General features: G+C 71.3%; 19 protein-coding genes. 14 read left to right on the forward strand and 5 right to left on the reverse strand.

The window, feature by feature from the left end; all coding sequences use genetic code 11:
• Positions 1 to 32: 32 nt before the first annotated feature.
• From G472_RS0101615 to G472_RS0101650, 8 genes are read left to right on the forward strand one after another with little or no spacing between them, the layout of a single operon-like run.
• Positions 33 to 1988, forward strand: a complete 1956-nt coding sequence (locus tag G472_RS0101615) for a methyl-accepting chemotaxis protein (protein WP_245593356.1) — start codon at positions 33 to 35, stop codon at positions 1986 to 1988.
• The gene (locus tag G472_RS30705; RefSeq protein ID WP_051340147.1) at positions 1985 to 3520 is read left to right on the forward strand and encodes a chemotaxis protein CheW; all 1536 of its coding nucleotides are present in this window, start codon (positions 1985 to 1987) and stop codon (positions 3518 to 3520) included. The genes G472_RS0101615 and G472_RS30705 overlap by 4 nt, the downstream gene beginning before the upstream one ends.
• Before the next feature lie 21 nt (positions 3521 to 3541).
• Positions 3542 to 4675, forward strand: coding sequence for a chemotaxis-specific protein-glutamate methyltransferase CheB (gene cheB / locus G472_RS0101625; RefSeq protein WP_029006964.1), 1134 nt, complete (start codon positions 3542 to 3544; stop codon positions 4673 to 4675).
• A gap of 15 nt (positions 4676 to 4690) precedes the next feature.
• Positions 4691 to 5311 carry a HEAT repeat domain-containing protein gene (locus tag G472_RS0101630; RefSeq protein WP_029006965.1) on the forward strand — a complete coding sequence of 207 codons (621 nt, stop codon included), beginning with the start codon at positions 4691 to 4693 and terminating at the stop codon, positions 5309 to 5311.
• A 28-nt stretch (positions 5312 to 5339) separates the two neighbouring features.
• A complete protein-coding gene (locus tag G472_RS0101635) occupies positions 5340 to 6209 on the forward strand; it encodes a CheR family methyltransferase (RefSeq protein WP_029006966.1) in 870 nt (289 codons plus the stop codon).
• The gene (locus G472_RS0101640) at positions 6206 to 6619 is read left to right on the forward strand and encodes a response regulator (protein WP_035690655.1); all 414 of its coding nucleotides are present in this window, start codon (positions 6206 to 6208) and stop codon (positions 6617 to 6619) included. The genes G472_RS0101635 and G472_RS0101640 overlap by 4 nt, the downstream gene beginning before the upstream one ends.
• Entirely contained in the window at positions 6616 to 8886 is a 2271-nt protein-coding gene (locus tag G472_RS0101645) for a chemotaxis protein CheA (RefSeq protein WP_029006968.1), read from the forward strand. Before G472_RS0101640 ends, G472_RS0101645 begins: the two co-directional genes overlap by 4 nt.
• Positions 8886 to 9119: a hypothetical protein gene (locus G472_RS0101650; RefSeq protein WP_029006969.1), complete on the forward strand. Its 234-nt coding sequence runs from the start codon at positions 8886 to 8888 to the stop codon at positions 9117 to 9119. Before G472_RS0101645 ends, G472_RS0101650 begins: the two co-directional genes overlap by 1 nt.
• Positions 9120 to 9134: 15 nt before the next feature.
• On the opposite strand, the gene G472_RS36670 is transcribed toward G472_RS0101650, so the two are convergent.
• From G472_RS36670 to metX, 3 genes are all read right to left on the reverse strand, one after another.
• Positions 9135 to 9605 (reverse strand): PRC-barrel domain-containing protein, encoded by a 471-nt coding sequence (locus G472_RS36670; protein ID WP_084536368.1) that lies wholly within the window; start codon positions 9603 to 9605, stop codon positions 9135 to 9137.
• Positions 9606 to 9676: 71 nt separating this feature from the next.
• A complete protein-coding gene (gene metW, locus G472_RS0101660; RefSeq protein ID WP_084536369.1) occupies positions 9677 to 10354 on the reverse strand; it encodes a methionine biosynthesis protein MetW in 678 nt (225 codons plus the stop codon).
• A gap of 23 nt (positions 10355 to 10377) precedes the next feature.
• On the reverse strand, positions 10378 to 11583 hold the full coding sequence (metX, locus tag G472_RS0101665; RefSeq protein WP_029006971.1) for a homoserine O-acetyltransferase MetX: 1206 nt from the start codon (positions 11581 to 11583) through the stop codon (positions 10378 to 10380).
• A gap of 135 nt (positions 11584 to 11718) precedes the next feature.
• Between metX and G472_RS0101670 the strand changes: the two genes are divergently transcribed.
• Together G472_RS0101670 and hisC are read left to right on the forward strand one after the other, a co-directional pair.
• Positions 11719 to 12594, forward strand: coding sequence for a chorismate mutase (locus G472_RS0101670; RefSeq protein ID WP_029006972.1), 876 nt, complete (start codon positions 11719 to 11721; stop codon positions 12592 to 12594).
• 20 nt (positions 12595 to 12614) lie between these two features.
• Positions 12615 to 13706, forward strand: coding sequence for a histidinol-phosphate transaminase (gene hisC, locus G472_RS0101675; protein WP_029006973.1), 1092 nt, complete (start codon positions 12615 to 12617; stop codon positions 13704 to 13706).
• Between the two features lie 19 nt (positions 13707 to 13725).
• On the opposite strand, the gene G472_RS0101680 is transcribed toward hisC, so the two are convergent.
• Together G472_RS0101680 and G472_RS30715 are read right to left on the reverse strand one after the other, a co-directional pair.
• Positions 13726 to 14967, reverse strand: coding sequence for a threonine ammonia-lyase (locus G472_RS0101680; protein WP_029006974.1), 1242 nt, complete (start codon positions 14965 to 14967; stop codon positions 13726 to 13728).
• Positions 14964 to 17369 carry a penicillin acylase family protein gene (locus tag G472_RS30715; protein WP_035690659.1) on the reverse strand — a complete coding sequence of 802 codons (2406 nt, stop codon included), beginning with the start codon at positions 17367 to 17369 and terminating at the stop codon, positions 14964 to 14966. The genes G472_RS0101680 and G472_RS30715 overlap by 4 nt, the downstream gene beginning before the upstream one ends.
• Before the next feature lie 182 nt (positions 17370 to 17551).
• On the opposite strand from G472_RS30715, the gene G472_RS40475 reads away from it, so the two are divergent.
• The 4 genes from G472_RS40475 (at position 17552) to G472_RS38615 (ending at position 20566) form a co-directional block, all read left to right on the forward strand.
• Entirely contained in the window at positions 17552 to 18532 is a 981-nt protein-coding gene (locus tag G472_RS40475; RefSeq protein ID WP_029006975.1) for a peptidoglycan-binding domain-containing protein, read from the forward strand.
• An 88-nt stretch (positions 18533 to 18620) separates the two neighbouring features.
• Positions 18621 to 19469: a lytic transglycosylase domain-containing protein gene (locus tag G472_RS30720; RefSeq protein WP_051340151.1), complete on the forward strand. Its 849-nt coding sequence runs from the start codon at positions 18621 to 18623 to the stop codon at positions 19467 to 19469.
• 19 nt (positions 19470 to 19488) lie between these two features.
• Complete coding sequence (locus tag G472_RS0101700; RefSeq protein ID WP_029006976.1) at positions 19489 to 20343, forward strand: alpha/beta fold hydrolase; 855 nt, start codon at positions 19489 to 19491, stop codon at positions 20341 to 20343.
• 7 nt (positions 20344 to 20350) lie between these two features.
• The gene (locus tag G472_RS38615) at positions 20351 to 20566 is read left to right on the forward strand and encodes a hypothetical protein (protein ID WP_156926955.1); all 216 of its coding nucleotides are present in this window, start codon (positions 20351 to 20353) and stop codon (positions 20564 to 20566) included.
• Positions 20567 to 20582: the final 16 nt, after the last annotated feature.

Consider the following 20582-nt stretch of genomic DNA (forward strand, 5'->3'; position numbering starts at 1 on the left):
CGCATCCTGCGCTTCGCCGCCGATACCGTCTGATGGATGATCGTTACATGGCCCTCGTGAAGAAAAACCAGATCCCGCGGTCCACAGAAATGAAGAAGACCGCCGCCGCCCCGGCGCCCGAGACGACCATCGGAGTTTCCGCGGCCGAAGCGGTCCAGCGCCGCCGGGTGCGCACCAACACCCGACGGCGCAAGGCCGCGGAGGGCATTGCGGCCGCGTCCGGACAACTTGCGGGCGGCGTTGCCCAGGCGGCGGCCGCTGCCGAGGAGTTGCGCAAGGCCATGGAGCAGATCGCCGCCGGGGCGGAGGAGGCAGCGGCCGGAACCCAGCAATCCCGGCTCATGGTCGTCCGGGCGTCGGACCTGATACGGCGGGCCCGGACGAACGCGGAGCAGACCACCGCCAGGATCGACGCCCTGGACACGCTGGTGAAAACCATCGGCACGCAGATCCTGTCGACCGTCGGCGCGATCGTGCGCGCCGCCGAGCGGCAGGAGGGGGCGGTCACGCGCGTGCGCGAACTGGAACGCCAGGCCGGCGAGATCGGAGAGATCGTCCGCGGCGTCGCCCGCATCGCCGATCAGACCAATCTGCTGGCGCTCAACGCCGCCATCGAGGCGGCACGGGCCGGCGACGCCGGCCTCGGCTTCGCGGTGGTCGCCGACGAGGTGCAGAGCCTGGCCGAGCGCTCCGCCCTGTGCACCCGCGACATCGAGGCGTTCGTTGCCGAGGTGCAGCAGGTGGTGGGCAGCATCGCCTCGGGCATCGTGGAGTCCGCACGCCTCGCTCGCGCCGAGGCGGAGCGGGGCCGCGACGTCGCGGGCCAACTCGACGGCGTGCGCAGCGAAATGGCGGCGGTCGCGGCCGGGAGCCTGGAGACGATCCGCTCGGCGGCCGAGGCCGATGCGGCCGGACACGAAGCTCTGAAAGGTGCGGAGGACATCGCCGTCGCGGCCGAGGAGCAGTCCTCGGCCGCCGAGGAAGCGCTGAAGACCGTAGGGCAGCAGGCCGACGCGCTGACCCAGAGCGAACGGGCCGCCGCCCAGCTTTCCGACATTGCCGATGACCTGAACGGCGCTGTCGACGTCCGGCGCAGCGCCGAAGAGGTGGCGTCGGCCGCCGAGGAACTGTCGGCGGCCATCGAGGAAATCAACCAGGCGGCGGCGCAGATCACCATCGCGATCAATCAGATCGCCCGCGCCGCCGAGGCGCAGAGCGCGGCGACCGGGCAGGCGTCCACCGCCGTTGCGCAGATCGAGGCGGCGTCCCGGCTCAGCGTGAAGCGGGCCGGCGAGGCGCTGGAGCGCAGCCGCATTATGGAAGAGCGGCTGACAGAGATGCGCAACGGCATCGGAAACCTGGCCTCCGGCGTCACCGGCGCCGTCGAGGCGGGCCGGCGCAGCGGCGAGCGCATCAACGACCTCACGGCCATCGGCCGGCGCATCGAAAAGACCATCGATGCCATTTCGGTAATCGGCATACAGACCAACATGCTGGCGGTCACCGGTTCGGTCGAGGCGGCGCGCGCCGGGGAGTTCGGCCGCGGATTCAACGTCGTCGCCAACGACATCCGCGCCCTGGCGCGCGATTCCGCCGAATCGACGGAGCGCGCCAAGGACCTCATCCGCTCGATCCAGGAGCAGACCGAGCGCGTGCGCCGCGAGATCGAGGAGATAGCCGTCCCGACGGCGCAGGAGGCCGGTCGAGCCGAAGAGTACGCCGACGGGCTTCAGACGGCACTCGAAGAACTTCGGACCATCATCGCCGCCAACCGGGAAATCCTCGACGGGGTGGAGGAGATCAACCGGGCGGTGCAGGAGGCCATGCGCGGCGTCGACCAGACCGCGGCGGCGGCGGCCGAGGCCAACCAGGCCGCGTCGGAAGCGGCGAAGGCGGCGCGCGAGCAGTCCCAGGGCGCGGAGGAACTGGCCGCCGCCATCGAGGAGATCGCCGCCATGGCCGATGAGCTGCAGAGCGTCGTGGCATGACGGGCGGGCCGGGCAGCGCGGCGGAGGCACCGACCGGCGACACCGGCCGCTATCTGGCCTTCCGTGTTGCCGGGGCACGGCTTGCGGTTCCCCTGGCGGCGGCGCAGGAGATCCTGCGCCCGCCCGAGGTGGTCCGTCTGCCCCTGGCCCCGGCCGGGCTGGAGGGTCTGGCGCGCCGCCATGGCCGGGTGCTGCCGGTGGTGTCGCTCCGCCGTGTCTTCGGGCTTCCGCCCGGCGAGAGCGGCGACGGCGCCCGCCTGGTGGTGGTCGACCACCGCGGCCAGGCGGTGGGACTTGCCGTCGATTCCGTCGACGGCGTGGACACGGTCGAGATGGCGACCATGGACCCCGGCGGCGCCGATGAGGCGGCCCGGGATGCCGGCATCGACGCCGCACTGGTGGCCGGTGCGTTGCGCGGCGCCGGCGGCGGGGTTTCCGCCCTCATCCTGGATACGATGCCGCTGATCGACCGCCAGTTCGTCGCCCCCGACGGGCGCGCCGTTCTGCGCACGCCGGAGGCCGGTGCCGCCGCACCGGATCGCACGACTGTGGCGTCCGGGACCACCCGGAATGAGGCTGTGCTCGTCGGGTTTGCCGTGGGCGGGCAGGAGTTCGCCCTGCCGGTGGCGGAGGTGGAGCGGATCGTGCCGCTGGCCGAAACCGTCGCCCGCATGCCCGGCGCGCGGGCGCACCTGCTGGGCGTGGTGGCGGTCGGCGACGATCTGCTGCCGCTGATCGGGCTGCGCGCCCTGTTCGGCCTGGATGGCGAGCCGCCGTCCGCCGCACCGCCCCGGGTGGTCATCGCCGCCCCCGCGCAGGACCGGCGGGTCGGGTTGGTCGTCGATGCGGTCCGCGAGATCCTGCGACCGGAACCTGCGGCCGTCGGCCCCGTCCCGGCGATCCTGGCCCGCGAGCCGGAGTTCGCCGATCTGGACGGCATCATCCGGCTGGAAGGCGGACGGCGACTGGTGTCGCTGCTGTCCGCCCGCCGCATGGTGCAGCACGCCGCCGCCCTGGCCGACGTCGACGATGGCAGCAACCGGGAGGAGGGGGCGGGAATGGCGCAGGCGGGGCCGGAGCGCGGCGAAGCGCATGTGGTGTTCCGCCTTGGCAGCGGCGAATACGGGCTTCCCGTCGCTGCCGTGCGCGAGGTGCTGCCCCATCCCGACGCCCTGGCGCCGCTGCCCAGAGCACCGGCCTTCGTCAGCGGACTCGCCAACCTGCGCGGCAGCGCCCTGCCGGTGCTCGACCCGGCTGTCATCCTCAAGCTGCCGGAGGGTGCGGGTGCGCGCACGCGCATCCTGGTGGCGGGGCTGCACGGCACGCTCATCGGCCTGGCGGTGGACGGGGTCGCCGGTGTGGTGCGCATCCCCGATGATGCGATCGAACCGGCGCCGGCCGTGTCGGAGGCCCAGCGCCACCTGATCCGCGGCATCGGCTCGCCGGGTCACGGCAAACGGATGATTCTACTTTTGCGGATTGACGCCCTGCTCGACATGGACCAACTTTCGACTGTAGTCGAAACGATCTGAGCACGGCTTGAAGGTAACTCCATGAAGGTGCTGATCGTCGACGATTCGGCGCTGGCCCGCCGGCTGCTCGTCGAGATTCTCTCGGCTGAGGGCGACATGGAGGTCGCAGCCGCCCGCAGCGGAACCGAGGCTCTGGCGGAGATTGTCCGCTTCGATCCGGATGTGGTGACCCTGGACGTCACCATGCCGGGGATGGATGGGCTTGCCTGCCTGCGCCGGATCATGGTGGAGCATCCCAAACCGGTGCTCATGATCTCCGGGCTGACGGCGGAAGGCGCCGAAACCACGGTCGAGGCGCTCCGGCTGGGCGCGGTCGACGTGGTGCAGAAGCCCGGCGGCAGCGGCCTCGGCTTGCCGACGGTGCGAAGCGAGATCGTGGCCAAGGTGCGCGCCGCCGCCGGCGCCCGGCTGCGGCGGTCCCGCAATCTGCGCGAACGGTTGCGCCTCACCCGCGAGCGGATCATCGGCGACCGGCCGGCCCCGGTGGCGCCGGCGGAACCGCGCCGGCAGGGTGACATCCCCAGGGCAGACACCGCCGTACCGGAGGGCGAAGCGCCGGCCGCGGATGTGCCGGGGGTCGTGCTGGTCGGCGTTTCGACCGGCGGGCCCGGTGCCCTGGAAGAGATCCTGCCCCTGCTCCCGGCCGGCTTTCCCTGGCCGGTGGTGGTGGCGCAGCACATGCCGCAGAACTTCACGGCGACGCTGGCCCGGCGCCTCGACGACGTGTGCGCGGTTCGGGTGGTCGAAGCGGCCCTGCCCGTCCCCCTGGAACCGGGAATCGTGGTCATCGCCCGCGGCGGGGCCGATGCGGTGCTGGCGGTGCGCGGCGGCCGCCTGGTGGTGGCGCCGGTCCCCGTCGACACGGCCCGCCCCTGGCACCCCAGCGTCGACCGTCTGGTGGAGAGTGCGTTGCGCCTGGTCCGGCCGGACCGATTGGTGGGGGTGCAGTTGACCGGCATGGGCAGCGACGGCGCCGCCGCCATGGCGGACCTGCACGCCCGTGGCGGTCGGACCATCGCGGAATCGGAGGAGAGCGCCGTGGTGTTCGGCATGCCGCACGAGTTGATCCGGCGCGGTGGCGCCGACGCGGTCCTGGCCGTCGAGGACATCGCCGCACAGTTGACGCGCTGGCTGCCGGCCACCGGCGCCCGTTGAGGAAAGGGGGAGACCATGCCGCTGGTCAAGGCCGGAAGCCGACGCGGATCGGCGACCGCACCACCGCTTCCCGAGGGAGGCGAGGCCATTGCTGACCTCACCGCCGCCGATCCGGCCCAACGCCGGATGGCCGCCCACAGCCTGGCCCGCCGGCCGGAGGCGGCGACGGCACTCGCCGCGCGCCTCGGCGTGGAGGAGGAACCCGGCGTGCGGGAAGCCATCCTCACCGCGCTGGTGCGCATCGGAACGGCCGACGCCGCCGCCGGCCTGGTGCCCTGCCTGGGCAGCGAGGATGCCGGTCTGCGCAACGGCGCCATCGAGTCCCTGAACCAGATGCCGCCGGACGCGGTGATGCCGCAGGTGGAGCCCTTGCTGGCGGATGCCGATTCCGATCTGCGCCTGTTCGCCGTGCAGGTGGTGGCCGGCGCCGTCCATCCCGAACGCCTCGCACGCCTGACCCGGGTCATCGACGCCGATCCCCAGGTCAACGTCTGCCTTGCCGCCGCCGACGGGCTGGCGGATATGGCCGATCCCACCGTTCTGCCCGTTCTGGAACGGCTGGAGGCCCGTTTCCCCGACGAACCGATGGTCGCCTTCGCCGTCGGTGCGGCCCGCCGCCGATTCCGGGAGGGATGATGGGCACGCCGTCGAACCGGGGCCGCCCATGAGCGCTTCGGGAGGGACCTCCCCGGCCACGCCGGAGGAGTACGAAACGCTGTGCGCCTTCTTGCGCCAGCGCACCGGTTTGTCCTTCGGGGAGAACAAGCGCTACTTCGTCGACCGCCGCCTGGCCGACCGGATGGCGGCGAACGGCATCCGCCGGTTCCGGGAGTACATGAATCTGCTGCGCTTCCAGCCCTCGGGCGAGGAACTGCAACAGCTCGTGAACCTGCTGACGGTGAACGAGACCTACTTTCTGCGCGAGAAATACCAGCTCGACTGCCTGGTCCGTTCGGTGCTGGCGGAGGTGGTGAAGGAGCGGCCGAAGGGAAGCCCCATCCGCATCTGGTCCGCCGGCTGCTCCACCGGCGAGGAGCCGTACTCCATCGCCCTGACGCTGCTGGAGAACTGGGAGCACGTCGACGACTACGACATCGAGCTGTACGCCTCCGACATCGATTCCTCGGCGCTTGCCCGGGCGCGGGACGGAATCTACGAGGCCCGGTCGCTTCAGTACGTTCCACCGGGCATGATGGAGCGGTACTTCACGGCGCTGGGCGACGGCCGCTGGCAGATCGTCGAGGAACTGCGGCAATCCGTCGATTTCTCGCTGGCCAACATCACCGATCCGGAACAGGTGCGCCGGTTCCGGTCGCTTGACGTGGTGTTCTGCCGTAATCTTCTGATCTACTTTGACGATCTCGGCCGGCGGGAGGCGGCGGCGATGTTCTATGATGCGCTGGTGCCGGAAGGCTTCGTGATGCTCGGTCATTCGGAGAGCATGAGCCGCATGTCGTCCCTGTTCGTGCCGCGCAAGTTTCCCGATGCCATCGTCTACCAGAAACCCCGCGCCGGGGTCGGGGACGGGCCATGACCATGGAAACGCGCCGCATCCGGGTGCTGGTGGTGGATGACGCGATCACCGTGCGCGCCTACACCCGGCAGGTGCTGGAAGCCGACGGGTTCCTGGTGGAGGAAGCGGTCAACGGCATCGAGGGTCTGGAGCGGGCTTTGGCCGATCCGCCCGACCTGCTGATCGTCGACGTGAACATGCCCAAGATGGACGGCTATTCCATGCTGCGCGCGGTGCGGCGCGAAGCGGCGCTGGAGGCCGTGCCCGCCCTGATGATCACCACCGAGTCCCGTGACGACGACCGGCTGCGCGCTCTCGCTGCCGGTGCCAACTGGCACCTGGTGAAGCCGGTGCGGCCGGAGGCCCTGGTGCTGTCGGCCCGCCTGCTGAGCGGCCGGCCCGTCGGCGACGGGGCGGAGAGCCCGTCATGACCGCCCTGTTCGAACAGTTCCTCGTGGAGTCCCGCGAGATCCTGGAGACGGCCAACGCCGGACTGCTGCGGCTGGAACGCAACCATGCGGACGCCGACGCGGTGAACGAGGTCTTCCGCGCCTTCCACACCCTGAAGGGGGCCACCGGCCTGTTCGACTGGCCGGTCTTCACCCGGCTGCTGCACGCAGCGGAGGATCTGCTGGCGACGGTGCGGGACGGCCGCAGCTCCGTGACCCCGGGGCTGATCGACGGACTGTTCGCCGTGCTGGATCAGGCCGCCCGCTGGATCGACCACATCGAAGCCCACGGCGGGCTTCCCGGCGACGCCGCCGGCGCCGCCCGGGCACTGCAGACGTCCCTGTCGGGGGGCGGTCCCGCGGCCGGCGCGGCCGGGTCGGGGGAGCTTCCCGCCCTCTTCGATTGGGTGGTCGAGCTGACTCCCGGCGAACGGGCCGCGGTGGTGCAGGCCGCACCGGGTGCGGAGGGCACCCTGACCGCCGTGGCCTATGATCCCGACCCGGACTGCTTCTTCAACGGGGACGATCCCCTGGCCGTCGTCCGCCGCATCCCCGGTCTGGTCCTGCTGCGCATCGAACCGGTCACCCCGTGGCCGCCGCTGGCCGGCCTCGACCCCTATCGGTGCCTGCTCCGCTTGCGCGCGCTCACCACCGCACCGGAGAGCGAGGTGGCCGCACTGTTCCGATCGGCACCCGACCAGGTGCGGTTCGCCGCCGTTCCACCGGCCCGCCTGGCCGGGCCGGATTCGACGGTTGCCGGTCCGGCCGCCGCCGCCAGGGCGCTTGCCGCAGCCATGCTGCGCGAACAGCGGCGCATCCTGGACCTGCCCCCGGCCCGGGGCGCCGGAGACGGGGACGGCGACGGCACGCTGAACGCCCGCATCGCCGCAACGGCCCGCGCTGCCGGCAACATCCTCACGGCACTTGGCCGTGGCACTGCGGTTGCCGCCCTGCACACGGCGGCGGCGCAGGCACGAACCACCGGCCTGGTGGAGCCACTGGCCGCCCATCTGGCCGGGCTGGCGGACGCCGTGGAAGCTCCGGCCGTTCCGGCCCCTTCCGCCCCCGTGACACCCGCGCCGTCCGGTGCCGCGGGACGCCGGGCGCTGCGGATCGAGCCGGAGCGCATCGATCGCCTGATGGGGCTGGTCGGCCAACTGGCGGTGACCAAGAACCGCCTGCCGGTCCTGCTGCGCCGGGCGGCCGACCCGATTCTCGCCCGCGGCCTGCGGGAGGTGCAGGACGAAATGGATGGGCTGATCGACGATCTGCAGGACGCGGTGCTGCGGCTGCGCATGCTGCCGCTGGATCGGGTTCTCCAGCCGCTGCCGCGGCTGGTGCGCGACCTGGCCGGCCGTCTGGGCAAGAGTGTGGATCTGCGCGTCGAGGGGGAGGCGACGGAAGCCGACAAGGACGTGCTCGACGCCCTGGGGGAACCGCTGCTGCACCTCGTGCGCAACGCGGTCGATCACGGCATCGAATCGCCGGAGCAGCGGCGTGCCGTCGGAAAGCCGGAGACGGGGGTCATCCGCATCACCGCCCGCCAGGACCGGGACGGCATCGTCATCGACGTCGCCGACGACGGTGCCGGCGTTGATGCCGACAAGGTGCTGCGCACCGCGGTGGAGCGGGGCACCGTCACCGCCGACCGGGCCGCCGCGCTGACCCGTCAGGAGGCGCTGGCGCTGATCCTCCTGCCCGGTGTCAGCACCGCCGGAACGGTTACCGACGTGTCGGGCCGCGGCGTCGGCATGGACGCGGTGCGCACCGCCATCGTCCGCACCGGCGGCAGCATCGCCGTGGACTCGGTTCCGGGGGAGGGGACGCGCATCAGCCTGACCCTGCCGCTGACCATGCTGGTCACACCGGTCATGGTGGTGTCCGCCGGCGGCTCCCTGTTCGGGGTGCCGACGTCCGCGGTGAGCGAGGTCGCGCGCATCCGCACCGGTGACATCCGCAGGGTCAAGCAGGCGGAGAGCGTCGTGCTGCGCGATGCGGTGGTGCCGCTGCTCCGGCTGGACCGGCTGTTGGGGCTGGCGGGCGGCACCGCGTGCGACGAGGCGACCGTGCTGGTGCTGCATCGGGCGGCGGAGCCGGTGGGGCTGGTGGTCGACGGCGTCGTCGAGCGGCTGGACGCCGTGCTCAAGCCGCTGACCGGCGTGCTGGCCGGGCTGCGCGCCTACGCCGGCACGACGGAACTGGGCGACGGGCGCCTGGTGCCGGTGATCAACCCGCGGGAGTTGCTGTGATGCCCATCCGTTTCGACGGCACGACCGCCCGGTTCGAAGGGGACTGCACGGTGGAGGAGGCGCTGCCGCTGGCGGAGTGGCTGACCGCCACGCCCGACGGGCTCCTCGACCTCGGCACCTGCACCGCCCTCCACACCGCCGTCCTCCAGGTCCTCATGGCCGCCGGCCGGCCGGTGACGACGACGCCGGCCGACCCGTTCCTGGCGCGCTGGGTGATCCCGGCGATCGGCTGACCCGCAGGGAGATCGCTACCGCCCCCCGGCCAGGGTGCGCACCTCGTCGTCGTAGCGGAACGCCGCCGCTCCGGCCAGTTCGCTGTCGCTGAGATCGAGGATGACGTCCACCGCCGGGCCGTCGCCGGCCTCCGGCACGGATGGGGAAGCCGCGACCTTTAGGGCCGCCGCCGGCACCGACACCAGGCTGCCGCCGAACCCCAGGAATCCGCCGGATTCGAGCACGGCGTGATCGATGGGGCCGCCCGATCCGGCCAGGGTGAAATCACGGATGACGCCGGCCGACCCGCCGTCGCGGGTGCGCACGCGCTTGCCAAGCAGCGCCCGGGCCTCCGTCGCGCCGAGCGGGCGCACCGCGGCGGCCGGCACCTCGCGAAGCTCGGACGCGGCGGCCGACGGGATCGGAGCGCCGCCGAGCCCCCAGCCGGCAGGCGGGAGTGCGAGTGCGAGTGCGAGTGCCGGGATGCGAGCGAGAGAATGCGGCATGGGCTTCCCCTCCTATGGTGGCAACCCCCTTCAACGCCGGAGGGGCCGGGGAGGTTGCGCCGGCGGCCGGTTCAGCCGCGGCGCAGAAGGAATACGCCCTGCTCGCCCATCAGGTTCGTCAGGCCGCCGTGGCCGCGGCCGGTGATCCGGTCGACCCGGTTCAGGATCATCGACCGCTCGATCCGGATGCCCATGTCGCGGCACAGCTCGACGAAATCGGTGATGGTGCAGAAATGGATGTTGGGCGTTTCCCACCACTGGTATCCCAGCCGCTCGGTCACCGGCATCCGCCCGGTGAGGAGGAGCTGGAGGCGGATGCGCCAATAGCCGAAGTTGGGGAACGACACGATGGCGTAGCGGCCGATGCGCACGAGGTGGTCGAGCACCGCCCGCGGGTCCCGCATGGCCTGAAGGGTCTGGCTGAGGATGACGTAATCGAAGGCGCCGGCCGGATAGTCCTTCAGGTCGGTTTCGGCGTCCCCCTGGATGACCGACAGCCCCTGCTTGACGCACCGGTGCACGCCTTCCATGCTCAACTCGATGCCGCGGCCGTCCACTCCCTTGCCGTGGGTCAGATAGTCGAGAAGCGCGCCGTCGCCGCAGCCGATGTCGAGCACGCGCGAGCCCGGCTCCACCATGTCGGCGATCAGACGCAGGTCGATGCGGATGTCGCGCGACCGGCCGCTGCGGGGGCCGGTGCGGCCGGAAGCGGTGTCGGGGGACGGGGAATCGGCGTCGAGGGGGCTCATGGGGTTCGCCTCGGGACGGGACTTCACGCCGCCGGGGCGCGGCGGCGCGCCGTAAGGCCGCGATGCTCGGCGCAGCCTTCCAGGAAACCATGGATGACCTGGTGGAACTCCGGCTCGTCCAGCAGGAAGGCGTCGTGCCCCTTGTCGGTTTCGATCTCGACGAAACTGACGTTCGCCGCCACCGCGTTCAGAGCGTGGACGACGGAGCGCGATTCGGTCGTCGGGAACAGCCAGTCGCTGGAAAAGCTGACCAGGCAGAAGCGGACCGGCGTCGCCTTGCCGCGGTGGCGGAAGGCGTTGGCCAGAACGTCGCCGTGGTCGGCCGCCAGGTCGAAATAGTCCATCGCCCGGGTGATGTAGAGATAGGAGTTGGCGTCGAACCGCTCCACGAAGCTGATGCCCTGGTGGCGCAGATAACTCTCCACCTGGAAATCGGCGTCGAAGCCATAGCTGAGCTGGGCCCGGTTCTGCAGGGTGCGCCCGAACTTGCGGTGCAGGGCGGCTTCCGACAGATAGGTGATGTGCGCGGCCATGCGCGCCACCGCCAACCCGCGGTGCGGCCGCGTGCCGGCCAGCAGATAGTCGCCGCCGCACCAGTCCGGGTCCGCCATGATCGCCTGGCGCCCAACCTCGTGAAAGGCGATGTTCTGGGCGGAATGCCGCGGTGCCGCCGCGATCGGCACGGCGCAGAACACCGATTCCGGATAGGACACCGCCCATTGCAGCACCTGCATGCCGCCCATGGAGCCGCCGATGACGCAGAACAGCTGCTCGATCCCCAGATGCTCCACCAGCAGCTTCTGCGCCCGCACCATGTCGGCGATGGTGATGACCGGGAACGACAGGCCATAGGGCTTGCCGGTGGCCGGGTCGATCTCCCTGGGTCCGGTGGACCCCATGCAGCCGCCGATGACGTTGGAGCAGATGACGAAATAGCGATCGGTGTCGACCGGCCGGCCGGGACCCACCAGCATCTCCCACCAGCCGGGCTTGCCCGTCACGGGGTGGCGGTCCAGCACATAGTGGTCGCCGGTCAGGGCATGGCAGATCAGCACCGCGTTGGAGCGGTCGGCGTTGAGCGTGCCGTAGGTCTGGTAGGCCACCGTGAAGGGCCCCAGTTCCAGCCCGCTGTCCAGGCGCATGGGCCGCTCCACACCGAGCCGGACGCGGTGTCCGGGCTGGTTATCGGCGTCGGCCGGGTCGACCACGGAGGGCTTGGAAGCGGGCATGGCAGGCGAAAGAGTCTCTACCGCGACGGGAGCGTATAGGTAGGGAGCGGGGCGGGAAGGTGTCAACGTTTTCTTTGCTTTTGCCGCGGTCGCGGACTACTACTATCCGGCTTCGCACGACATGGTTTTCGCCTCATGCCGCCGTCCAACGACACCCTCGAAGAGCTGCGCCGGGAAATCGACCAGATCGATGATTCCATTCACGATCTGCTGATGCGACGCGCCCTGGTGGTCGAACGCGTCGGTGTGGCGAAGGGCCGCGATCAGACCTACCTGCGGCCGGGCCGCGAGGCGGTCATCCTGCGCCGGCTGGCGGCCCGCCACACCGGCTCGTTCCCGCTGCCCGTGCTGGTGCGCATGTGGCGCGAGATGATCACCGCGCTGACCCGCCTGCAGGGGCCGTTCGCCGTGGCGGTCTACGCACCGGAGGATCGGCGGGGATTCTGGGACGTGGCGCGCGACCATTTCGGCAGCGCCGTGCCGATGACCGCCGTGAACACCCCGGTCGCCGCGGTGCGCGCGGTGGGGGAGGGGACGGCGACCGTCGGCGTCGTTCCCTATCCGGCGGAGGACGACAGCGATCCGTGGTGGCGCTTTCTCGCCAACGGCGATGCGCGCACGCCGCGGGTGGTCGCACGCCTGCCGTTCGGCGGCCGCGGCAACGCCCGCGGGGAGGATCGCGACGCCCTGGTCATCGCCCATGTCCCGCACGAGCCGACCGGCGATGACCGCACCCTGCTGTCGATCGAGCTGGGGCAGGACCTCAGCCGCGGCCGCCTGAAGGACGCGCTGGAGGCGTGCGGCCTGCCGCCCACCGGGTTCTGCACCTGGCACGCACGGGACACCGGCAACCCGTCCCTGCACCTGGTCGAGATCGCCGACTACATCGACCAGCAGGACCCGCGCCCCCGCGCCGTCGTCGACCGGCTGGCCGATATGCCGGTGCGCATCAACACCCTGGGCGGCTATGCCGTCCCCCTTCAGATCACCGCGGACGTCCGCAGGCCCTGAACGCCACAGCCGAAGCCATCATGACCGTGACCAACGCACCGACTCCCCGCCCCGGTATCCTCGACATCGCGCCTTATGTGGGTGGTGAGGCCGCCGGGACGGTCCGCCTCGCGTCCAACGAAGGCGCGCTGGGTCCCAGCCCCCGCGCGGTGGAGGCGTACCGCCGCATGGCCGGGGAGATCCACCGCTATCCCGATGGCGGGTCCCGTGCATTGCGCGACGCGATCGCCGCGCGCTTCGACCTGGATGCCGCGCGGCTGGTCTGCGGCTCCGGCTCGGACGAGCTGATCGGGCTGCTGGTGCGCGCCTACGCCGGCCCGGGGGATGAGGTGCTGTACAGCGAGCACGGCTTCCTCATGTACCCCATCGCCGCCAAGTCGGTGGGAGCCACCCCTGTCACCGCGCCGGAACGCGGCCTGAAGACCGACGTGGACGCCATGCTGGCGCGCGTCACGCCGCGCACCCGAATCGTCTTCATCGCCAATCCCAACAACCCCACCGGCAGCTATCTGTCGGCGGACGAGCTGGGGCGCCTGCACGCCGGCCTGCCCTCGGGCACACTGTTGGTCGTGGACGCCGCCTATGCCGAGTACGTCAGCCGCAACGACTACGCCAGCGGCCGGGAACTGGTGGACCGCTTCGACAACGTGGTGATGACGCGCACCTTCTCGAAGATCTTCGCGCTGGGCTCTCTGCGGCTGGGGTGGGCGTATGCCCCCGCGGCGGTCGCGGACGTGCTGAACCGCGTGCGCGGCCCCTTCAACGTCTCGGGCGCCGCCCAGGCCGCCGGCGTCGCGGCATTGGAGGACGCGGAGTTCCTGGAGCGCTCGCGCGTCCACAACGAGACGTGGCGTTCATGGTTCGCCGATGCCGTGACCGCGCTCGGCCTGACGGCACACCCGTCCATCGGCAACTTCCTGCTGGTGGACTTCAAGGGCCAGAGTGCGGGCAAGGACGACGCCGAGGCGGCCCGCCTGTTCCTCAAGGAGCGCGGCATCCTGGTCCGCCAGATGCAGGCCTACGGCCTGCCGAGCTGCCTGCGTGTCTCCATCGGCACGGAGGCGGAGATGAGGAAGGTGGCCGCAGCCCTCAAGGACTTCCTCGGAAAGTAACCGGCGCCTTCCCACCGGTTCACGACACGTCGATCATCAGCTCCGTCGGAAAGCCGGCGGCGGTGAGATGATCGACGAGTTGCTGGACATGGGTCCGGTCGCGGGTTTCCAGGATCACGTCGATCTCCGCCATCTTCACCGGTACGTCGTGGAACAGGCGCTGGTGGTAGATCTCCACGATGTTGGCGCCGCTCCCGCCCAGCAGGGAGGCCACCCTGGCCAGGGCGCCGGGGGCGTCGGTCAGGGCGATGCGCAGCCGCACCACCCGGCCTTCGGCGACCAGGCCGCGCATGAGCACCTGGGCCAGCAGGCGGGCGTCGATGTTGCCGCCGGACACCACCAGCCCGGCGCGCTTGCCGCGGAACACCTCCGGATGGCTGCACACCGCCGCCAGGACGGCGGCGCCGGCCCCCTCCGCCACCAGCTTCTGCACCGTCACCATCTCGTAGACGGCGGCTTCCAGCGCTTCCTCCCCCACCACGAGGATGTCGTCGACGTGGGTCCTTACCAGCTCCCGCGTCAGGCGGCCGGGGGCCTTGACGGCGATGCCCTCGGCGATGGTGACGCCGCCGCAGGCGGGCTCCTGCCCGTGCAGCACCTGCTTCATGGACGGGTACATGGAGCACTCCACGCCGATCACCGCGATGTCCGGCCGCAGGGCGCGCGCCGCCAGGGCCATGCCGCCGATCAGCCCGCCGCCGCCGACCGGCACCACCAGAACCTCCAGGTCGGGCACGGCGGCCAGGAACTCCAGCGCCACGGTGCCCTGGCCGGCGACCACCCGCGGGTCGTCGTAGGGGTGGACGAAGCAGTACCCTTCGCGCGCCGCCAGATCGCGGGCGAACGCCTCGGCCTCGCTCAGCGTCTCGCCCTCCAGCACCACGGTGGCACCGAAGGATTCGGTGCGGGCCACCTTGGTGAAGGGGGTCATGCGCGGCATGATGATGGTGGAGCGGATGCCCAGGCGGGCGGCATGGCAGGCCACGGCCTGCGCGTGGTTGCCTGCGGACATGGCGATCACACCGGCCCGCCGTTCGGCCTCGTCGAGGGAGAGCAGGGTGTTAAGGGCGCCCCGCTCCTTGAAGGAGCCGGTGCGCTGCTGGTTCTCCAGCTTCAGGAAGACGGTGCAGCCCGCCCGCTCCGACAGGCGCGGCGCCTCCTCCGCCGGTGTCGGCAGGACGTGGCCGGCGATGCGGTCCGCCGCGGCGCGGACGTCGTCGAGGCCGGGAAGGGCAAGCGGATCAGTCGGGGACTCCGTCACGACGAACCTCCGGGCCGCGCGGGTTGCAGGACCAGGCGACGCGCCCCGGCGGCGGCCAGCGCGGCGCGGTCGCCCCGGAGCATCACCATGCCGCCGGTGCTCCAGCGCTCCACGAAATCACCCCAATGGGGCGAGAACGGGTTGCCGGATTGGCCGGTGGCGATGACGAAGCGCGAATTGGGCAGGTCGGACAGGTCGTAGACCGCTCGGAACCCGGCGCCGTGGACGTGGGCGAAGGGTGCCGCCTCGTCGCTGATGCGGCTGGTGCCGCGGTTGACGGTGGTGCCGCTGCCGTCGGTTTCCACCTCCAGCCCGAACACCCGGTTGAATCCGGGAACACGGCCGAGAACGCGGTGGGACAGCGGCGCGCGGTGCTCGTCCCCCCAGCGCCAGGCGGCGGGGTCGGTGCCGTGACGCTCCCGCAGCCGGGCCAGGGCCGCATCGAGGGACGATGCCAGGGCGTCGCCGCAGGTCTCCACGGTGGGCGTGCGGACGTCGTCACACCATTGCCGGCGGTCGCTGAGGGCGCGGTACACCGTCTCGGTGCGCTGGTAAAAATACTCCCCGAACAGGTCGCCAAGCTCGTCGGCGAACAGGGTGCGGTTGAGTTCCCGCAGCCACCATTCGTAGATCAATGGCTCCGGCCGGTTGCGGTCCATGGTGGCGTCCCATTGCCGCAGCATCGCCACCGCCTCGGCGGCGGGACCGGCGGCGGGGGCTGGGACTTGCAGCATCAGCGGCAGCAGGCGGCGGGCGGCGGGCGATACGGCGTCCATCAGGTGCGCCACCGTCGCGTCCACATCGTGGGTGCCGTCGCCCAGCATTTCGATGATGCGGTCGGCGCGGTGCGGCTCCGGCCAGGTGGTGGTCAGGAGGTGGGGATAATCGGGCCCGACCACCGCGTTGTTGGCGTTGACGATCCGGCCGGACTCCGGGTCGGCGGCGTGCGGCAGCTCGTCATAGGGGATGAAGCCGGCCCAGTCGTACTCCCCGGTCCAGCCGGGAACGGGCACGCTGCCGTCGCCGTTGCGGCGGATGGGCACCAGGGCGGGGCTGACCAGGCCGATGGCACCCGCCGTGTCGGCGAACACGACGTTCTGCTGGGGCGTGCGGTGCAGCCGCAGGGCGTCGCGCACCTCCGCCGCCGAGGTGGCCCGGTTGACCAGGTAGAGGGCTTCCGCCGTGGTGTCGGCGCCGTCGATGCCGGCAAAGGCCAACGCCAGGACATGGCCGGCCGGAAACAGGTCGCTGCCCTCGTCGGGCAGGTCGGAGATCACCGGGCCGTGGCGGGTACGGCGCACCGTCAGCTCCACGTCCGGCGCGCCGGCGACCCGGATAATCTCAGTGCGCACCTCGAACGGCTCGCTGCCGCCGGGCGTCAGGTAGCGATTGGGATCGGCAGGGTCGATCCGTTCGATGAACAGGTCCTGGGTGTCGCTGTGGGTGGTGGTGAACCCCCAGGCGACCCGTCCGTTGTGCCCGAGGATCATCAGCGGCGTGCCCGGCACGGTGGCGCCGACCAGCCGGCGCTCCGGCGTCACGATGCGGGCGAGATACCAGAGAATCGGTGCCTCCAGCCCGAGGTGCGGGTCATTGGCCAGGATCGGTTTGCCCGTGGTGGTCCGCGGACCCGACAGCACCCATTCGTTGGACGCCAGGTCGGGGCCGAGGGCCGGCGGCAGGTCTGCAGCGACGCGGTCGAAATCGAAGCCGTCCAGCAGGGCCGCCAGGGTAACGGCCGACCCCTCGGGATCGCCGGGGTAGAGGTCGGCCACCTGCTCCGGCGTGAGGCGGCGCAGCAGGCGGGCGCGCTGGATCTCCTGCCGGTAGTTGCCGGACAGTTGCAGGGCCATCAGCTTGCCCCACACCAGACTGTCGGCGGGGGTCCAGGGTGCCGGTTCGTGACGCAGGAGCTGGAACTCGACCGGAAGCGCCTCCGTCCGGCTCGCCAGATAGGCGTTGACGCCCGCCGCGTAGGCGTCGAGGTCCCGCCGCGCTCCGGGCGACAGGGCGGCGTAGGAATCGCGGGCACCCTGTGCGAAACCCAGCGTTCGCATCTGCCGGTCGAGGCCGACCGGCCACGCGCCGAAGCGGGTTCCGAACAGCTCCGCCAGCCGGCCGGAGCCGATGCGCCGCATCAGCTCCATCTGCCACAGCCGGTCCTGAGCGTGGACATAGCCCAGCGCGAAAGCGGCGTCGGCATCGGATTCGGCAAAGATGTGGGGAACGCCGTTGGCGTCGCGCAGCACCTCCACGGGCCGGTCGAGCCCGGCCAGCCTGACCGTTCCGGTGTAGGCCGGCTGCTCCCCACGCAGCCACCACAGACCGCCGGCCGCGGCGGCGGCAACCAGCACCATCACGCCGACCAGCGCCAGAGCGACAAACCTGAACACCCGCACCATTCCAACCGTCCCCATCCTGCCTGCCCGGGACTCAGAAATAGGTAGGCCGGAAGCGAAACGAAGACGAGAATCGCCGGACCGCCGCTTACGACGCATACGGGTATCGACAAAACGGTATTGCACGCGCAAAGCTGCCGGACGGCGCAATGGCACCGCCATGGTGCCGGAAGACGGGGGGAATCATGACCGAATTGCTGCGACGGGGGGCGAAGGGCAACGAAGTGCGCGAGGTGCAGGCGTTCCTGAACGCCGAAGGGTATCAGGCCGGTGCCGAGGACGGCGTTTTCGGTGCAGGCACCGAGGCGGCCGTGGAGCGGTTTCAGACCGCGAAGGGTCTGACCGCGGATGGCATCGTCGGCCCCGGGACGCGCGCGGCCATGGGGCTGGCACCGGCGGCAACCGCCACCACGACGTCCCCGGTGGCGCAGGGCGACCTGGCCGCCCGCTGCCTGGCGTTGATCGGCAGCTTCGAAACCGGGCAGGCGGCACCCAAGTGCTTTTCCGGCCTGAGCGGCAATTTCGACGGACAGGGGCTGAGCTTCGGTGCGCTGCAATGGTGCCTGGGGCAGGGGAGCCTGCAGCCGCTGCTGACCGCCCTGTGCACGAACCACCCCGACGTGGTGGACCGCGTGTTCGGCCCCGACGCCGCGGCCTTCCGGGCGGGGGCCACCGGCGGCACGCGCGACCAGCAGGTCGCGTGGGCGACGACCATCCAGGATTCCCGCCACCGCGTCGTCTCCCCGTGGAAGGACTATTTCGCCGCCCTGGGCGCCACGCCGGAGTATCAGGCGATCCAGGTCGACGCGGCCGGAGCCATGTACCGGACCGCATTGGACATGTGCCGGGATTTCGGCCTGGTGTCGCAGCGCGCGGTGGCGCTGATGTTCGGCATCCGCGTCCAGAACGGCAGCATCAGCTCCGCCGTCGAGGCGCAGATCAAGGCGGACTTCGCGCAGATCACGGCCGACGGCGCCCCGGCGGACGAAACGCCGCTGCTGCGGGCCGTGGCCACGCGCCGCGCCGCCGTCTGCAAGGCGCAATGGGTCGAGGACGTGCGCACCCGTCTGCTGACCATCGCCGAAGGCAGCGGGACGGTGCACGGCATCCGCTATGACCTTGCGGCGCAGTACGGCATCACCCTGGACCGGGCGGAGGGACTGTGAAGGACCGGGCAGTGGTCGGGGCGCGGACGCGTGCTTGCCGAGTCGCTGCTGCAACCCCATAATCCGCCCGACCGTACGAGAGGAAAACATGCCGCCGTTGTCGAGGTTGCCGGTACCGGTGCTGGCCGGACTGCTCGCCCTGGCCGTCGCCATTCCGGCTCTTCCGGCTGCCGCGGCCGGTCCGTCCGCGACGACGGCGGAGCGCGCCGCGGCTACCGCCAAGCCGCGTCCCGGGACCTTTGCCGCCGATTGCGAAGCGGCCGAGGCCGGCGACCCCAACGCCTCCTACCGGGTGGCCCGGCGGTTCCTGTTCGGCAACGGCGTGCGCAAGGACCAGCGCCTCGGCACGGCATGGCTGCGCGCCGCCGCCAGCCGCGGCCATGGGGAGGCGCGCAAGCTGGTGAACTGGGTCCCGGGGAAGATGGGGCACATCCGCCCGTGGTGCCGGCCGGGCACCGGCCCCATCCGCGGTCCGGCCCAACCGCCGGCGGAGATCGTGGCCCTGGTGAAGAAGCTCGCCCCCGGCTACGGCCTCGACCCCGACCTGGTGCTGGCGGTGATCCGGGTGGAGAGCGCCTTCCGCACCGACGCCGTGTCGCCCAAGGAGGCGGCCGGCCTGATGCAGCTCATCCCCGAGACGGCGGAGCGGTTCGCCGTCCGCGACGTCTTCGATGCCGAGGACAACGTGCGCGGCGGCATGAAGTACCTGCGCTGGCTGCTCGCCTATTTCCGCGGCGACGTCACACTGGCCCTGGCCGCCTACAACGCCGGTGAAGGGGCCGTCGACCGGCACAAGGGTGTTCCGCCCTATCGTGAGACGCAAGGCTACGTTACCCTGATCCAGCGGATCTATCCCCGGACGGTTCACCCGTTCGACCCCTCGGTGACCGGCCCGTCGCCCCGGTTCGCCCCGGAAACCGCCGAGTTGCCCCGCTGACCGCAGGAGGTACGGTGCCATGCCGATGTCCGAACACTCCGTTCTCGGCCTCAGCCCGGCCGGCTTCCACCGGATCGCCTACACGCGGTGGGGGCGGCCCGACGCGGCGCGCACGGTGGTGTGCGTCCACGGCCTGACGCGCAACGGCCGCGACTTCGACGCGCTGGCCCTGCGCCTGGCCGACGCGGCGCGGGTGGTCTGCCCCGACGTGGTCGGACGGGGGCGCAGCGACTGGCTCTCCAACCCCGACCTGTACGGCTACCCGCAGTATCTGGCCGATATGAACGCCCTGCTGGCCCGGTTGGACGTGGAGACGGTGGATTGGGTGGGCACATCCATGGGCGGGCTGATCGGCATGATGCTGGCGGCACAGCCGAACTCGCCCATCCGCCGCCTCGTCCTCAACGACGTCGGTCCGTTCGTCACCAGGGCCGGGCTGGAGCGGATCGCCGATTACGTCGGCAAGGACCCGGTGTTCGAGGATCTGGCCGCGGTGGAATCCTACCTGCGCTTCGTCCTCATGGGCTTCGGCACCCTGGCGGACGAGCAGTGGCGCCACATGGCCCGCACCAGCGCGCGGCCGCTGCCCGACGGGCGTTACGGCCTCGCCTACGACCCCGGCATCGGGCGGGCCTTCACCGCCCAGCCGCTGGCCGACGTCGACCTGTGGCCCCTGTGGGACCGGGTGCGCTGTCCGGTCCTGGTGCTTCGCGGCGCCGATTCTGATATCCTGTCCGCCGACGCGGCCGCCGAGATGGCCCGCCGCGGCCCGGCGGCGCGGCTGGTGGAATTCCCCCATGTCGGCCATGCGCCGTCGCTGATGGTGGACGACCAGATCGCCGTGGTCCGTGATTTCCTGCTGGAGGAGGGGTGAGGCCGAGATGACCGGGGAACGGGCCGCGCGGATATCCGGGGCACTTGCCACCATCGTAATGGCGCTGGTCGTCGGGGTGATCCTGGCGGCGGTGCTGGTCTTCACATCGGGCCTGCTGCTGGCCCTGGCCGTGGCGGTGCCGGTCGCCGTCGTCCTGGCCGCCATCGGCGCCGCCCTGTTCGGCCGGGTCGACGTGCACGTCACGACCCGGCGGGACCGTTGACCGCATCGGCGGGCGT

This window comes from Azospirillum halopraeferens DSM 3675, assembly GCF_000429625.1.
Lineage (GTDB): Bacteria > Pseudomonadota > Alphaproteobacteria > Azospirillales > Azospirillaceae > Azospirillum > Azospirillum halopraeferens.